The 16,586-nt window shown below is 73.7% G+C and carries 10 protein-coding genes; 1 reads left to right on the top strand and 9 read right to left on the bottom strand.

The window, feature by feature from the left end; all coding sequences use genetic code 11:
* Window positions 1–137 precede the first annotated feature (137 nt).
* The 5 genes from AB0G04_RS04510 to AB0G04_RS04490 are packed head-to-tail and all read right to left on the bottom strand — an operon-like array spanning window position 138 to window position 5,836.
* Window positions 138–518, bottom strand: coding sequence for a GtrA family protein (locus AB0G04_RS04510; RefSeq protein WP_360976150.1), 381 nt, complete (start codon window positions 516–518; stop codon window positions 138–140).
* On the bottom strand, window positions 505–1,470 hold the full coding sequence (locus AB0G04_RS04505; protein ID WP_360976147.1) for a glycosyltransferase family 2 protein: 966 nt from the start codon (window positions 1,468–1,470) through the stop codon (window positions 505–507). Before AB0G04_RS04505 ends, AB0G04_RS04510 begins: the two co-directional genes overlap by 14 nt.
* On the bottom strand, window positions 1,467–3,035 hold the full coding sequence (locus AB0G04_RS04500; RefSeq protein WP_360976144.1) for a hypothetical protein: 1,569 nt from the start codon (window positions 3,033–3,035) through the stop codon (window positions 1,467–1,469). Before AB0G04_RS04500 ends, AB0G04_RS04505 begins: the two co-directional genes overlap by 4 nt.
* Window positions 3,032–3,652, bottom strand: a complete 621-nt coding sequence (locus AB0G04_RS04495) for a hypothetical protein (protein ID WP_360976141.1) — start codon at window positions 3,650–3,652, stop codon at window positions 3,032–3,034. The genes AB0G04_RS04500 and AB0G04_RS04495 overlap by 4 nt, the downstream gene beginning before the upstream one ends.
* Window positions 3,653–3,661: 9 nt before the next feature.
* Entirely contained in the window at window positions 3,662–5,836 is a 2,175-nt protein-coding gene (locus AB0G04_RS04490; RefSeq protein ID WP_360976138.1) for a glycosyltransferase, read from the bottom strand.
* A gap of 76 nt (window positions 5,837–5,912) precedes the next feature.
* Here AB0G04_RS04490 and AB0G04_RS04485 point away from each other — a divergent pair, with 76 nt between their 5' ends.
* Entirely contained in the window at window positions 5,913–8,375 is a 2,463-nt protein-coding gene (locus AB0G04_RS04485) for a glycosyltransferase family A protein (RefSeq protein WP_360976135.1), read from the top strand.
* Window positions 8,376–8,736: 361 nt separating this feature from the next.
* On the opposite strand, the gene AB0G04_RS04480 is transcribed toward AB0G04_RS04485, so the two are convergent.
* The 4 genes from AB0G04_RS04480 to AB0G04_RS04465 form a co-directional block, all read right to left on the bottom strand.
* Complete coding sequence (locus AB0G04_RS04480; protein WP_360976132.1) at window positions 8,737–10,722, bottom strand: acyltransferase family protein; 1,986 nt, start codon at window positions 10,720–10,722, stop codon at window positions 8,737–8,739.
* On the bottom strand, window positions 10,722–11,756 hold the full coding sequence (locus AB0G04_RS04475; protein ID WP_360976129.1) for a class I SAM-dependent methyltransferase: 1,035 nt from the start codon (window positions 11,754–11,756) through the stop codon (window positions 10,722–10,724). The genes AB0G04_RS04480 and AB0G04_RS04475 overlap by 1 nt, the downstream gene beginning before the upstream one ends.
* Before the next feature lie 55 nt (window positions 11,757–11,811).
* Complete coding sequence (locus tag AB0G04_RS04470; RefSeq protein ID WP_360976122.1) at window positions 11,812–14,247, bottom strand: glycosyltransferase family A protein; 2,436 nt, start codon at window positions 14,245–14,247, stop codon at window positions 11,812–11,814.
* Between the two features lie 64 nt (window positions 14,248–14,311).
* Entirely contained in the window at window positions 14,312–16,582 is a 2,271-nt protein-coding gene (locus AB0G04_RS04465; protein WP_360976119.1) for a [protein-PII] uridylyltransferase, read from the bottom strand.
* Window positions 16,583–16,586: the final 4 nt, after the last annotated feature.

Raw genomic sequence — 16,586 nt, 5'->3', positions numbered from 1 at the left:
AGCTCTCCGCCTCGTCCACCGTGGTCCGATTCCAGGTGCCGCGGTTCGAGCACAAGCTGACCCGTGACGATGCCGCCCTCGTCGGCTCAAGGGCCTTGAGACAGCGGTACGCCACAGCCACCACCAGCCGGCTGGCCTCAAGCGAAGGTCCACCGGGAGTTGAGGACGTAGTTCAGCCCCGGGATCAGCACGATCGCGACCACCTGGGCCACCGGATAGGGCACGCCGAGCACGTCGGTGCCGGTCCAGAGGACCGCGGTGTTGAGGCCGAAGGCCGCCGCCGTGACGGTGAGGAACCGCGGCGCGGTGACCGTGTGTGCGGCGCCGGAGCGGAACACCCAGGCCCGCTGCAGCAGGTACGACACGGCGATGCTGGCGGCGAAGCCGGTGGTGGAGGCCGGTACGGCAGCCAGCCCGAACCGGACGGCGGCGAGACCGACGGTGAAGTGGGTGAGGGCGCTGAGGCCGCCGCTCACGGCGTAGCGGGCCAGCGCGGGGCGGGTCTCAGCGCTCCGCACGCTGTTCGACCACCCAGCGCTCCGGGACGGTGGATCCGGCCCGTTCCTGGATCAGATATCGGGGGCGGCCGCGTACCTCCTCGTGGATGCGGGCCAGGTATTCCCCGATGACTCCGAGCCCGATGAGTACGAACGTGCCGGTGACCAGGAGCAACAGGATGACGGTGGTGAAGCCGGCCACCGAGCCGCCGCTGATCCAGCGGACCAGGGTCTGCACGCCGAGGACCGCGGCGAACACGGCGAAGCTGAAACCGGCCAGGGTGACCATGTGCAGCGGGGCCGAGGTGAACGAGGTCAGCCCGTTGACGGCCAGCCGGAACAGGCCGCGCATCGTCCAGCGGGACGCTCCGCCCGCACGGTGGTCGATGTCGATCTCGACGGTGTCCCGGGTGAAGCCGATCCAGCTGCTGGTGCCGCGGAAGAACGACGAGTGTTCGGGCATCCGGCGCAGGGCGTCGACGGCGGGGCGGCCGAGGAGCCGGAAGTCGGTGGCGTCGACCAGGTCGACGCCGGTGAACCGGGTGAACGTGCGGTTGAAGACGCGGGAACTGAGCCGGTTGCCGATCGACTGGCCGGTCCGGTTGCGTTTGACGGCCTCGACCACCTGGGCCCCGTCCTGCCAGCGGCGCACCATCGCCGGGATGGCGGACGGCGGGTGCTGCAGGTCCGAGTCGATGATCACGACGGCGTCGCCGGCGGCGTGTTCGAGGCCGGCCAGCAGGGCGGCCTCCTTGCCGAAGTTGCGGGACAGCCGGAGGCCGCGTACCCGGGGGTCGACGAGGGCCAGCCGTGCGATCCGGGACCAGGAGTCGTCGGCGGAGCCGTCGTCGACGAGGACCAGCTCGTAGTCGAGGGCGGCGGCGGTGAGCACCTCGGCAAGCCGGATCACGAACCGGTCGACGCCCGGGCCCTCGTTGTAGATCGGCGCGACCACCGAGATCAGCGAGGTCATCGGGTCACCCGCTCACAGAAGGGCACACCGGCTACGGTCCGGGCCGCCACGTCCAGCGAGTCGTGGTAACGGCGCTGCAGGAACGGCTTGTGGTGGTTGGTCTGCAGAGCCTCGTCGAGGAGGGCGCATCGGCGCGCGTTTCCGGCCCGGCCGTGCTCGAAGGAGCCCATGGCCGCGGCGATCCGGTTGTCGAGCTGGGCGGACCGCAGGGTCGCGGTGGTGTCGGCGTACGCGCGGTTGGCGGTCGCGGACACGGCACCGCAGAGCACCAGTGCGGCCAGGAGGCCGGCGGCGGCGCGGCGGCCGAGGAGCAGCAGCAGCGGCACGACGAGCAGCATGCCGCCCGGGATGGTCAGCGCCGAGTCTCGCCAGCCCTGTTCCCACAGCTGATGACCGCTCATCGCGGCCCGGACGGCGACGCTCAGCGTGGCGAGCAGCGCACCGCAGGCGAGCACGACGACGGCGAGGGCGGCGAGGCCCAGCGATGCGGTCCGGTCCGGGCGGGCGGCCTTCGGCAAGATCTTGGCGGTACGTACGGCGAGCGCCGCGATCAGCAGGAACGCCACCACGGGGATCACCCCGCGCAGCCAGGGCCCCGGGGTCGCCTCGGTGGCGGCCCGCCACTGCAGCGGCGGCAGCCAGGCCGTCATCCGGACCGGCAGCAGCAGGGCCGACCGCGCGTCGACGACCAGGTCGGAACCCTGGTAGCAGCCGCCGTCGGCACAGAACCCGCGGATGACCCACCGGACGGTGACGAAGACCGGCAGGAACCCTGCCCAGAGCAGTCCGGCGAACCGCATCCCCGGCGAGGTGAGCAGCCGCCGCGGGCCGTACCCGAGCACGAACCGGCCGCGCAGCAGCACCGCGGCGGTGGCGAGCGGGACGGCGAAGTAGGCGGGTTCGTTGAAGATCGCCAGGGCGGCGCCGGCGGTGATCGCGAGCACCGCGTTCCACCAGCGCAGCCGGTCGAGCCGGCAGGCCGCGGCCGCCACCAGCAGGACCAGCGCCGCGGTGCCGTGGTAGAGGCCGCCGAACAGAATTGTGGTGCTGTCCTGGCCGGCCGCGACGAAGCCGGCACCGACCGCGTACGGCAGGAGCAGTCCCACCGCCGACGGTGTCCCGCCGATCAGCCGGCCCCGGTGGAGCACACTTTCGGCGAGGATCACCACGGCGAGGGTGAGGCCGATCGCGGCGAGGATGGCGACGGCCCGCAGCATGACCGTGGCGGACAGCCCGAGCTGCTGCATGCCGGTGAAGGCGAGCAGGTCGAGGCTCTTCTCGAGCATCCGGCCGAGCGGGCGGAAGTTGCCGAGCCGCAGGTACGCGTCGCCACTGGCGACGGTGTGCGACACGATGGCGCCGGGGTCGTCGCGGAACATGCCGCCGTGCCAGTACACGTTGAACCGGTGGTCGCGGGAGGGCGCTACGGCCAGCAGTGGCGTGAGGACCACGAGCGGGACGAGGACGCACCGCCGGAGGATGTGCCCCCAGAGTCCGGTCCGCTCGGGGGTCTCCGGGATCTGGGGAGCCCGGGCCGCCGGGATCGACACCGTTTGCGCGGTCATGACTGCTGCAACGACGTGCGGCCCGGCGTGGTTGTGTCAAGCATCTCCGGCAGCGTCGGCGGCCGGTCCGGGTCGACGAACGACACGTGCGTCGCGCCGTGCTCGGCATAGAGCCGGGACAGCCGCTCCGAGAGCACCACGTCCCACGGGTGGTCCGGGCGGTGCCGCTCCCAGGTGGCCCGGTCCGGCAGGTACTCCAGGATCAGACCGGAGCCGCGCAGCAGCGAGAACTCGGCGTTGTCGGTGAGCACCACGGCCCGGTGGTCCGGTTCGACGAGCACCCTCCGCCGGACCGTCTGCACGAACTCCCGCAGCCGGTCCAGGTCCAGCCCGATCGCCACGTAGAGGCGGGAGGGCAGCGGCCGCTTGACGGTCCGGCGGCGCGGTGCCGACGGAGTCCGGCGGATCCGGCGCACCAGCCGCAACGGGTCACGGGCAAGCGTCACCAGCCCCCGGCCCAGCCGGTACGACCCACTGCCGCGCAACCGCTGGGCGGTCTCCCGCTCGGAGTCCCGTTCCCCGGCCAGGCCGGCGCACCGGGACCGCCAGGCGTCCCGCTCCTGCTCGACCGTGCGCAGCCGGACCACCAGGGACTGCAGATCGCCTTCATCGGGCATGGTCATTCCTCACGTGAGAGCGGCGAGAGCGGTCAGCCAGTCCGCGGCGTCGGCGGCCCCGTTCCCCGGCGAGACCTCCGCGCAGCGGCTGCTCAGCGCGTCGCGGACGTCGGCCCGCACCGCCTGGGCGAGCACCCGGTCCAGGTCGTCGCTGTCCGGGTCCTCGACGATCAGTGCAGCGCCGGCCGCCGCGGCGAACCGGGCGCGGCTGACCTGGTCGTCCAGGGCGGTCTCCCGGTTCGGCACGAACACCGCGGGAATGCCGAAGGCGATCAGCTCATGGAACGAGTTGTAACCCGACGCGCTCACCACCAGGTCGAATCCGCGCAGGTATCGACTGATCGGGTAGACCCGGACCACGTGCGCGCCGGGCATCGGCGGCATCGGCTCGCAGGCGATCGCCGACTCGGCCAGTACCACCTGGAACCCGGCGTCGCGCAGGTGCCGGGCGATCCGTGCGGCCGGCGACGTGATGTCGTTGATGTTCCCGGCGCCGAGCTGCAGCAGGGCGGCCGGCCGATCGGGGTCCAGTTCGAGGGCGGCCCGGGCCTCCTCCGGGGTCGCCAGCTCGGCGGCGTCCAGATAGGTGATCGGCCGGACCGTGTGCACCCCGTCCCGGTCGGCGACGGTCGGGCCCTCGTCGGCGGCCGCGGCGAACTCGCCCGGCTCCAGGATGTGGTGGAAGGCCCGCCTGCGCTCGATCCACTCGGCACCGGTGCCGCGACGCCACATCGGCCGGCGCACCCACACCCACCTCACCCCGGGCCGCGACCGGGCCGCGGCGACGATGCCGTCGTGCGGGACGCTGTCCACCGCCACGACCGCCGGGCGGTGCAGGTCGATCAGATGCTCCAGCCGGCTGCGCAGCAGCTCCGTCCAGGCCTGCCGCGGCAGGCTCAGCACGCTGCGGGACGGGATGTACTCGGTGAGGAAACCCTCCCGGTGGGCGACCATGGCGCCGTGCGACTGGGTGGCCACCACCGCCGGGGCGTCCAGCGGCAGTCGCCGGCCGATCGCCATGAGGCGCGACAGGTGGCCCAGCCCGACACCGTTGTCGCTGACCAGCAGCACACCCCGGGGCGGGGGTGGCTGCGGCGGTGCCAGAGCCGGCGGCGGTGGGGCGTCCGGGCGGATCCCGCGGGCGGCGAGCCGGGCCAGGTGCGAGCCGTACCCGTAGCGGGACTCGATGAACTCCCGCCCGCGCAGGCACACCGACCGGTACCGCTCACGGTCCGCCCACAACTGGCGGACCAGCGGCAGCACACCCTCCGGAGTGGTGTAGAGCGCCGCGTCGGCGAAGAGCGGGCGGAAGTGCTCGCCCACGATCACCGGCACACCGGCGGCCATCGCCTCCATGATCGTCCGGCCGAACGCCTCGATCAGGTCCGGGTCGTGGAAGTAGACGAAGAAGTCCAGCCCGCGCAGGAAATCGGCCGGCTCACGCGTACCGAATTCGATGATCTCCCAGTTGGCCGGGGCCCGGCCGAGCCGTTCGACGGCCAGCTCGCCGCCGCCCAGGATCCGGACCTTCACATCCGGCAGATCGGGGTACGCCAGAAGCAGTTCCTCCCGGGTCCGTGGCCACTTCACCGGGTCGGCCCGGCCGTGCCGCCCGATCACCGGCACCCCGTCGCGCGGGGCGTGCTCGCCCCACCACTCCGAGCCGTCGATGATCTCGTGCCAGTCGAGCCCGGTCAGGTTCGCCCCCGGCTCGGAACGCAGCACCTCGGCACGGACCTGCGGACTGATCGGCGCCCACTCGATGCCGGCCCCGAACAGCCCCTCCACCCGGGCCCGGACCTGGGCGAAGTCGTAGTAGCGGGCCGGGTCGCCGGCATCGCCGGGCGCCTGGTTCAGGACCATCACCGCCCGTCCGGCCGCCACCTCCGGCCGGACCCGCAGGTCCTCGGTGAAGATCCGCGGCTGCCGGACCACCAGCAGCTTCGCGGCCACCCGCTCGCCCTCGGCGGCCAGGTACGCCGACCCGTCCCGGATCAACTCGGTGATCAGCGGATGGAACGGCCGGTCGCGTTTCAGGTGTGGCGACCGCACGTGCACGAGCACGGTGGTCAGCCCGGCCCTGGCCTGCGCGCGGACCTCCGCGGCGATGCTGGCCGAGGTGCCGCCCGGATAGCGGAAGTCCGAGAGGATCGCCACGTCGTGCACGGTCGCGGTCATGGTCATGTCAACGAACCGTGCACACCCCGCGTCACGCACCCCGGCCCCGATGCGTTGATCCTCCCGACAGCTGAGGGGGGCAATGCGCAGGCAGCACACGACACCGGACGCGTACGGCACGGACCTGCTCGAACGGCACTGGCGGAACCTGACCGCGGTGGCGCCGACCGGCCCCGCCACGGCCGCTCTGCACACCCGTTCAGCCGCGGCCCGGACCCTGCTCGCCTACGCGGCGGCCCGTCGTTCCGCCGACGAACTCGTCGTAGCCGCCCGCGAGGGACGGCTCTTCCCGGACGCCGACGCGTGGGCGCTCGGCGAACTGGCCCGGGTCGTCTCCTTGCAGAACCTCTACCCCAGCGACCGGGCCGACGGGCTGGCCTTGTTCGACTCGCTGCTGCGCACCTTCGGGCCGGCCGGGGTGGCACCCGCCCATCAGGGCCTGCACGCACAGATCGCGTTCGCCGCGGGCGACCCGGTCCGCGTCGCGAAGCTGCTCGCCGACTATCCGGCGGTGCCGGCACCGGTCCGTGAGGCGCTGGTCGTCGACCTGGCCACCAAGGACGAGTGGCCGGGCCGGTTCGCTGGGCTCCTGCCGGCGCCCGGGATCACCCTGGCCCCCTCCGACGTGACCGGTTTCGATCGGATCCGGGCGAACCCGGCGACCCGGCACGGTTCGCCGCACCGGATCAGCACGATCGTCACCACGTACCGGCCCGGACCGGCCCTGATCACCACGGTCCGCTCGCTCGTCGCGCAGAGCTGGACCAACCACGAGATCCTGGTCGTCGACGACGGCTCGGGGCCCGCCTACGAACCGATGCTGGCGCGGGCCGCGGCGCTCGACCCGCGGGTACGGATCATCCGGATCCCGGTGAACGGCGGGACATACCGGGCCCGCAACGCCGGCCTCGACATCGCCGGCGGGGACTTCGTCACCTTCCAGGACTCCGACGACTGGTCACACCCGCTGCGGCTGGAACGCCAGGCCGCCCCGCTGATCGAGGACCCGGGCGTGGTCGCGACCACCTCGGCGGCGATCCGGGTCACCGAGGACCTGGTGGTGACCCGGCCCGGATACCCGGAGTTCCGCTCGTACAACCTGTCGTCCCTGATGATGCGCCGGGAAGTCGCCCTCGACCGGCTCGGCTACCTGGACCCGGTCCGCAAGGGCGCCGACGCGGAGTACGTGGAACGGGCCCGCGCCGTCTTCGGCCGGGCCGCGGTCCGGCACCTCGGCAGCGAACCGCTCGCCCTGATCCGGCTCACCGCCGGATCACTGTCCGGCGCCGACATCGGGCCCGGCTGGATGCACCCGGCGCGGCGGGCGTACCTGCTGGCGTTCCAGGCCTGGCACGCCCGTGTCGCCGCGGGCACCGACAGTGCCGTACGGTCCCGTTCCCCGAGGTCACGGCCGTTCGCGGCACCGCGCGCCCTGCGTGGCGACGACGATCGGCGCCGGGCGACCTACGACATCGTCCTGGCCGGTGACTGGAACGCGCACGGCGACGCCGCCTGGCCCGCCGCCGAACGGGTCCGCGCCCTCCTGACGCCCGGCCGCGCGGTCGCGATCCTGCACCTCGACTCGCTGGCGAGCGTCGCCGGCACGCCCGCCCGGCTCGACCCCACCCTCCAGCAGATGATCAATGCCGGGGCGATCGACCAGGTGGTGCTCCCCGACGATGTGCACGCCAACCTCGTCCTGGTGCACGACGCGGAAGTTCTCGGATTCGCGCCCGGCATCCCGTCCGGGATCCACGGCTCCCAGGTCGTCATCGAAGCCGACCCGGCCTGGGCCCCGGCGGCCGCGCACTGCGCCGCCGAGGCACGCCGCCTCTTCGGCGTCGAACCGCACTGGGCACCGACCGACGCCGCCGCCCGGGCCACCCTCGCGGCCGGCCAGTTCGGTGCCCGGCTCACCGCCGTCGACGTACCGGGCACCGTCAACCCGCGGCGCTGGCGGCTGCACCGCTCCGGCCCGCGTGCCGACCGCCCCGTCATCGGCCGCATCTGCACCGGTGGCCCCGCCGAATGGCAGCGGCTGCGCGCCACCATGACACCCGCCCTGGACGTACGCGTACTCGACCGCAACGACCCCGCCCAGGCCGTCCCGCACGGCTGGCTCGTCTACCGCCCAGCCGACCTGGACACCCGCGGCTTCCTGCACCAGCTCGACTTCTACCTGCATCTGCCGGTCGACGACCGGCTCCCGGCCACCTGCCCCGAGGTGCTGATCGCGATGGCGGCCGGCTGCATCCCGATCCTGCCGCACCATCACGCGGCAGCCTTCGGCACGGCGGCCGTGTACGCCGCCCCCGGCGAGGTCGCGGCCCTGGTGACCCGCCTGCACCGCGACCCGGCGGCACTGCTCGCCCAGAGCGAACGCGGGCTGGCCTTCATCGAGGAGCAACACCCGCACGCCCGCTACGCCGAAGCGGTCGAGGACCTGCTGCTCCCACCGATCACGTCCAGCGGCGAGGTCATCACCGGGGAGATCATCGCCGCCTCCGGGCAGGTCCTGACGCCGCTGCCGCTGGCCGGTTACTGACGTCCGCCACCACGGATTCCGCCTTCGCACGCCGGGCCTACGGGTGCGTGGTCACTGCCGGGCGATCACGAGGCGAGAGTGCGGCAACCGAACGACGACGGGACGGCACCTCGGCGGCATTCGAGCCGGCCGGGCGCGCGCCGATGAGAACGGGGACGACATGAGCACGGGCCGGAACCCCCTCCCCGGCCCGCGCGGTGCCCCCGCACCGCGAAACGCGCGCCCCCGCCATCCCCATGGCGGGGGCGCGCTCGCTTCTCCCCATGGCGGGGGGGCTTCTCCCCCGGTGCAAGCCCCGCGGCCGTACCCCGGACCGGCCATCCCGCACCCCACACCTGCCCCGCGTGCGGCGGGTTCGGGGCTACTTCCGCGGCTGCGGCAGGCGGGGCTCGAGCAAGGGGGCGACCAGGCGGGCGTACGCCTCCGTCAGGTGGTTGCTGTCGCGGTAGACGAGCGTGTCCCCGATGACGAGCGGACATCTGGCGGCGCACAGCCACGGCACCGGGTCGATCACCGGCACCCCCGAGGCGACCGCGATGATCCGCAGCAGTTCCCGCCACCGGGGTTCGGGCAGCACGTCCGCGCGGGGCGCCGCGCACACCGAGACGGCGGTGGCATTGGTGCTGAGGCAGTCGGCGGGTGCCACGGTGAGGAACGGCGTGTCGGCGATCACCGCCACCTGCCCGGCGGAGCGTTTCAGGGCGATCAGCGTGCGCAGCCAGCCGGTCTGCCAGACGGCGTCCGGGTCGGCGGGCGCACCGGCCAGGACCTGGCGGTAGTTGACGCTCGACGAGACGACCAGCAGGTCGGGCCGTAGCTGGGCGATTCGGGCGAGCACCTGGGCACGCCAGTTGTCGCACTCCACGTACCGGCTGCGGGCCCGCCGTTCGTCGAGGGCGATCTGCGCGGGGCTGCAGGAACTGCGGGTGAAGCTGTAGAGCCGCCATCCACGTTGCCGGGCCAGCGTCTCCATGGTGGGGAACCACTGCAGGGCGTGGGAGTCGCCGAAGAGCACGACGGTGCGCCGGCCGGGGGTGTACGAGCAGTCGCTCTTCGGCCGGAACGGGCCGGTCAGACCGACGTGACAACCGTCGAGCTGGGGGGCGAGCCGCTGCCGGGCCGCGTCCTCGAAGGTGGGGGTGAGGTTGCGGGGCAGGTGGGTGGCGGCCGTCGCGGTGGACAACATCCGGTTGAGGGTGGTCACCGGGTTGCCGGCGCCGGCGATGACCCGGTTCGTGTCGGGGGCGTTGCCGTGGGCCGGGATCTCGGGCGGGTTGAGCATGCCGAGAGCGGCCAGGGCGGCGGCCGAGGTGGACAGGCCGAGGCCGAGGAAGAGGCCACGACGGGGGCGTACGGTCCAGAAGCGATGATGCCGCACCGGGTTCTCCAGCAGGTGGTGGCTGACGACGGCGAGCCCCAGCGCGGCGGTGGCGACCGCGGCGCGGGCGGCCAGGCCGGACGGGGCGACGAGCAGCAGCGGCCAGTGCCAGAGGTACCAGCCGTACGACATGCGGCCCACCCAGCGCATCGGCGCGGTGGACAGGAGCCGGTTGCCGCCGGCCGCGATGACGGCGACGGTGCCGAGGACCGGCAGCAGGGCCGCGGTGCCGGGGAACGGTGTGGTCTCGTCGAGGGCGGCCGCCGCCGTGCCGATGGCGGCGAGCCCGGCCCAGCCGAGCCATCGGCGGGGGCGGGTCACGACGAGCGCGAGCAGCGCCCCGGCGCCGAGTTCCCAGGCCCGGCCGGGGGTGCCGAAGTAGGACGTGGCGTGGGTGCTCCAGGCGAACGATCCGGCCGTGACCGCCACCATGACGAGGGGCGCGAGCCGTCCCCGGGCCACCAGCAGCGGCCACACCAGGTAGAACTGCTCCTCGACGGCCAGCGACCAGAAGTGCTGGAACGGCGACGGTGCCGGGTCGCCGAAATAGTCGGTCCCGGCCGTGTCGAGGCGCAGGTTCATCGTCCAGGTGGCCGCGCTCAGGGCGTCGCGGGCGAAGGTGGCGAACCGCACCGGTGGCGCGAGGTACCAGGCGCCGGCCAGGGTCACGGCGATCACCAGGGTGGCGACCGGGAGCAGCCGCACCGCCCGCCGCGCGTAGAACCGGGCCAGGTCGATCCGGCCGGTCGCGGCGAACTCCCGGCGCAGCAGGGAGGTGATCAGGAAGCCGGAGATGACGAAGAAGACGTCGACCCCGATGAACCCGCCGGACAGGCCGGGCACCCCGATGTGGGCCAGGACCACGAGCAGCACCGCGACGGCGCGCAGCCCCTCGATGTCGCCCCGGTGGGCCGCCGGCACTCCGGGCGGAACCGGCCGTGGGCGGCTCAGGGGCAGCGTGACCGTCATCAGGCGCGGGCGGCAGCCATCGCCGGCGGCCGGGCGAAGGACAGCACCGCGTGCCGGCCCAGCAGTTCACCCTCGCGGGTGAGGCCCTGGTACCGGTCGGTCCAGGCGGTCATGGCGGCCTGCTCGTCGGGGCGTCCCGCGTCGTCGAACACGAGGGTGGCGATGTCCGCGAGCCGCTTCTCGATCATGTGCAGGGCCGGGTATCGGGCGTCCGCCCCGGTCGACGCGGGCGGGCCGTCGATCAGCACGAAGTCGATGTCGTGCAGGTCGGCGAGGGCCTCCGGGTCGTACCAGGGGTAGTCGCGGCCGTCGATGCCGACCGGGGTGAGCGGCGCGTCCCGTACCTCCGCGATCTCGGTCAGCCCGTGCGCCGCGAGAGCGGCCCGGGTCCGCGCCGCGTAACCGGCGTCGTGGTCCAGCGAGACCAGGCGGCCGCCGGACTTCTCCAGGGCGTAGGCGATCCACACCGAGGAGGTGCCGCTGCCGAGCTCGAGGACCAGCCGGGGCTGCCGCACGCGGATCAGGTGCAGCAGTTCCAGCAGGTCGGTCGGGTTCAGCGCGAAGTCACCGGACGACGGCATCGGCGCGCGCGGGGTGAAGCCCTGGAAGAGCTGCACGGTCGCCTCGAACTCGCGCGGCAGGGTGAGCAGCTGGCTGGCCGCGGCCTTGCGGTCGGTGATCTGCTTGACCCGGGCGATGGCCTCGGCCAGTTCGAGGTGCCGGTCGCCGGCGGTGAGGCGTTCCCGCTCCACGGCGGCGACCAGGCGGCGCTGCATCTCCTCGACGGTGGTACGCAGGTCGCGCTGGGCGGCCAGCCCGGTCTTCTGCACCCGTGCGAGACGCAGGTACAGCAGCATCAGACCGGCCAGGATGGTGCCGCCGAGCATGGCGAGCAGTGCGGTGGCGACACCGGTGTACCCGGTGAGCGCGGTGGCCACGACGCCGGCGCAGAGGACACCGGCGGCCGACACCACCGCGAGCTGCGGGCCGGTGAGGCGCGGAAGCCTCCGGCGGATTCGGCTCAGTTTGCTCATGCGGACGCTCCTCGTGTGCGGTTCCGACGGGGTAACGGGGCCGGGACCGGCCTCGTTACGGCACGCGCTGGGCGGGTGCCGGTGCCCCGGCCCGGAGGAGGCCGGCGATCCGCTCAGCGAAGTAGGACGGATGGTGGTCGCGGGCGACGGCGGCACGGGCTCGGCCGCTCTGCGCCGCGTATCGACCCGGATCGGTGCGATAGCGGCGCATCATGGCCGGTACGTCGGCGGGCGCACACGCCACGGCGGCGTCCCCGAACGCGCCGGCGAGGTGCCCCGGCACCAGGACGACACAGCCGGTGGCGGCCGCCTCCAGGGCCGGCCGGGAGACCATCTCCGGCGCGTTTTCCGGCGGGAAGTGCAGATAGAAGTCGAGCTGCGCGGCGAAGGTCCGGGGGTCGAGGTCGGACGACTCGTAGACCAGCCAGGACGCGGGCAGACCGGCCGGGCGCAGCGGGCTCTCCGGCAGCCGCAGCCGCACGTCGGCGCCCTCGCAGCGCCGCAGCACGGTCAGGGCCGCGGTCAGATCGCCGGGCCACTCGCCGACGTCGCACAGGTCGGTGCCGGCCACGGCCGGGCCGCGCGGGTCCGGCAGCGGGCGGGCCACGTCGGCCGGTTCGGCGACGATCGGCAGGTCGAAGTCGGTGAGGCCGGCCGGAGCGAGCAGTTCCCGGACGGCGGCGTCCTGCGGGCACCAGAGCGGGGCGATCCCGAACAGCCGCAGCGCCGCCCCGGTGGCCGTGTCCACGGTGTACCGGCGGTCGCTGCCGTCCCGGCGAGCGGGCGCCCGGTCGGCGACGATCACCACCCGGCCGGGCCGGATCCGGCAGCCGTCCTCCGGGGCGAACTGCAGCACCTCCGGCTGGCGTACCAGCAGCACGCCGGCGGACACCTCGTCGGTCTCCAGGACCTGGTCGAGGTGACCGGTGTTGATCAGCTGCTGGACGCCCGGACTGAGTGACCGCCGCTGCCGGTTCACCGAGCGCAGCGCCTCCAGGTGCAGGATCGCCACCGAGTGGCCGGCCGTGCCCAGCGCCCGGATCTCGGCGAGCGCGGAGCGGTGCGCGCCGGTGAGGAACCGCCAGTCGGCGGCCACCACCACGTCGAAGTGCCGGGGTGCGGCCAGGCCGCTGAGGTGGGCCGGGGCCACGAACGGGCGGACCTCCCCGGCCCGGTCACGGTGCAGCGGACGCGTCGTGGCATGCCAGCAGCGATACGCCGACATGTACGCGGTACGGGCCGGATGCATCCAGTAGGCACGGATCTCCGACCGGGACAGTGAGCCCTCGGAGAGCCTGATCAGGGCCAGTGGTTTCGCGATCCGGCGTACCGCATCAGCGCCGAAGGCGGCCTGGATCCGCTCCAGGAACTCGGAGTCGGCCGCCTTGCGCACCCGGTCGAACCACCCGATCCGCCGCGTCACGACTTCCCGCCGGAACAGCAGGGACGACACGTTGACCCGGCCGCGCCGGATGCCGGGGCGGGTCATCACCAGCTGGTCGGTGACGCTGATGCCCTCCGAGGTGGTGGCGACCACGGCCGGGTCGGTGAGCATCGGCAGGGTCTGCAGCTCGATACGCCGCGGGTGCGACCAGTCGTCGGAGTCCTGGAAGGTGACGAAGTCGCCGCGGGCCGCCGCCAGACCGGCGTTGCGGGCCGCGTAGGTGCCGCCGTTCTCGGTGAGCCGGAGCAGCCGTACCCGCGGATCCAGGTCCTCGGCGGCGGCAAGGATCGCGTCGTGTTCCGGCGGCGACGCGTCGTCCACCACGATGATCTCCAGGTCCGGCCAGGACTGGGCGGCGATCGAGCGGACCGCGGTGAGCAGGCCCTCCCCCGGCCGGTACGCGGTGACGACCACCGACACGCGCTCGCCTCCGGTCTCCACGAGATGACCGGCCGAACCGGTGAGCCGGTCGAACGGAACCTTCTCCGGGGCCGCCGCCAGGATCGGCCCCGGAGCGGGGAACAGCGCCCCGAACCGGGCCAGCCAGACCTCCTCGGGGATCGAGGGCAGACCACCGGCGTACGGGTTCGCGAGATCGATCTCCAGCGACTCGCGGGCTGCGGCCGGGATCGATCGGTACGCGCCGAGCAGCTGCCGCGCGTTCACCGGCCCCTGCCAGGCGTAGACCAGCTGGGCGTGCAGTGCCTGGTGGCTCGGCGGCAGGGCACGGGCGCCCCGGGCGGTGCGGATCAGCGCGTACAGGGCCAGCGCGTCGTCGCGGTCGCCGGGCAACTCGTCCTGCAGGGCGATGGTCTGTGCCAGGCCGGCGAGCAGCACCGGGTCGACCGGGCGGCGGATCCGGCGGGTGTCGCCCTTGCGCGCCGCCTCCAGGACCTCGTCCAGGCCGATCCCGGCCGCCCGGGCCAGCACCCGGCGCGCGGCCACGGAGCGGTTGCGCATCGCCGTGTTCGGCAGCGACACCTCCGCCCCGGCACCGGCGAGGGTGACGTGGTCGTCAAGCAACGCGACCGGCTGCGCCTCAGCCATCGACTCTCCGTCCGTACCCGGCAATGTCCTTCCGGATCAACGCCGGGGCGACGGCCCGGTGACGCTAGACGGCGGCCAGGACCGCGGCCTGCACCCGCTCCCGCTCGGCCGCCGACGACCAGGCGCCGACCAGGTAGAACACGTCCACCACGTCGCTGCCGAGGGTGGAGATGCGGGCCGCGCGGATCTCCGCACCGGCCTCGTCGAGGGCGTGGGTCACGCGATAGAGCAGGCCCGGTGAGTCAGCGGCCCGCAGCTCCAGCACCACGGCGTCGGTGGCCACGTCCCGTTGCCAGACCACCCGCGGCGAGGCGGTGCCGCCACGGGCGCTCATCGCGCGGGCCCGGACCCGCTGGGTCACCGAGACGTCACCGGCGCCGACCCGGCGCAGGTCGGCGGCGAGAGCGACCGGCTCGTACGGCGATCCGTACCGGGGAGACGTGTAGAACTCGACGATGGCCCGCCCGTCCACGGTGCTCGTGTTGGCGGCGACCACGTCGAGCCGGTGCATGGCGAGGCACGCCGCCACTCCGGCGAGCAGGCCCCGGCGGTCGGCCGCGGCCACCGCCACCCGGTCGCCGTCCAGGTGCACCGCCGGCAGGGCGCCGTCGAGCAGTTCCGGGTCGGGTTCCGGCGGTTCCGGCAGGGCGCCGGTGTCGAGTGCGGTGTCCACCTTGTCGACCAGTTCGGCCATCAGCCGGCCCTTCCAGTCCGACCAGGCGGCCGGGCCGGTGGCCCGCGAGTCGGCACGGGCCAGCGCGTGCAGCAGGTGCAGGACGTGCGTGTCCCCGACCGTCCCGGCGACCGCGGAGATCGTCTTCGGGTCGCTCAGGTCACGCCTGGTGGCCACGTCGGGCAGGAGCAGGTGCAGCAGCACCAGTTTCTCGATGGTGGCCACGTCGGCGGGCGGCAGGCCGATCCGGGTGGCGATGTCGGCGGCGATCGGGGCACCCACGATGCTGTGGTCGCCGGGCAGGCCCTTGCCGACGTCGTGCAGGAACGCGCCGATCAGCAGCAGGTCGGGACGGTCCACCTCACGGGTGTGTGCGGTGGCCTCGTAGGCGGTCTGCACCAGGTGCCGGTCGAGGGTGTACCGGTGGATCGGGTGGTGCTGCGGGAGGCTGCGCATCCGGGCCCACTCCGGCAGCCACGCGTCGATCAGGCCGTACCGGTCACAGGTCTCCCAGGTGGGCAGCAGACCGGGCCCGGACCCGAGGAGGCTGACCAGTGCGGCGCGGGCAGCGGCCGGCCAGGGCGTCGGCAGGGGCGGGCAGAACGCGGCGAGCCATTCGCTGGTGGCGCGGGCGATGGGCAGCTGGGAGGTGGCGGCCGCGGCGGCCACCCGCAGCGAGAGGCTGGGGTCGGGCACCGGGCCGATGGCGGTGCGGGCCAGCACCAGTTCGCCGTCGTGTTCGACGACGTCGCGAGCGACCGGGCGGCGGTGCGGCACGCCGGTGGGTCCGCCGCGACGGCGCCCGCCACGGAGGCGGTCGACGGCACGCCAGGCGTCGTCCACGGCATGCGCGACGGTACGGGCATCGCTCGCCACCCGCCGCAGCAGGTTGTCCGGGTCGTCGATGTCGAGCAGGTCGGCCACCGCCTTGCGCTCCTGCGCGACCAGCCGGTCCACGCGCCGCCCGACCGCCAGGTGCAGGGCGTCCCGGGTGTCGAGCAGACGCAGCGTGGCGGCGCGGACCGCGGGCCGCATGGTGTCGGCGGCCCCGGTCCGTCCGATGCCACGCAGCAGGGTCACGTCGCGGAGCCCGCCGCACGCCTCCTTGAGGTCGCCCTCGAGCAGGAAGGCCAGTTCGCCGTGCTGGGTCCAGCGGCTGGTGGTGAGTTCCCGGAGCTGCGGCATCAGGCGCATCGCGGTCCGCCGCCACTGGTCGGCGACCACGGCGACGAGCTCGGCGGAGAGGGCCGCGTCGCCGGCCACGTGCCGGGCGTCGAGGAGACCGAGGGAGACCTTCACGTCGTCGTGGGCGACGGACAGGGCTTCCGGGAGGGTACGCACCGAGTGGTCCAGCCCGAGGCGGGCGTCCCAGATCGGGTACCAGAGTGAGGAGGCGATCCGGTCGATCCCGGCGGTGCCGTTGTGCACCAGCACCAGGTCGAGGTCGCTGTAGGGGGCGCAGTCGCGCCGGCCGAGCCCGCCGACCGCGATCAGGCTGACGCCGGTCAGGTGGGACGGGAAGAGGCTCTTGAGCCAGATGTCCAGCGCTGCCGCCCGCTCGGTGCGGGCGGCAGTGCCGATGTGTTCCTTCAGTTCGCCGAGTGAGCCGCCCGCTGCCGGACGTGCGGGCGGGGCCGGCGGCTCACTCGACGGGTTCGTCATCGGA

It is taken from the genome of Actinoplanes sp. NPDC023801 (assembly GCF_040639655.1).
GTDB lineage: Bacteria > Actinomycetota > Actinomycetes > Mycobacteriales > Micromonosporaceae > Actinoplanes.
This window is presented reverse-complemented; position numbering and strand designations above follow the sequence as displayed.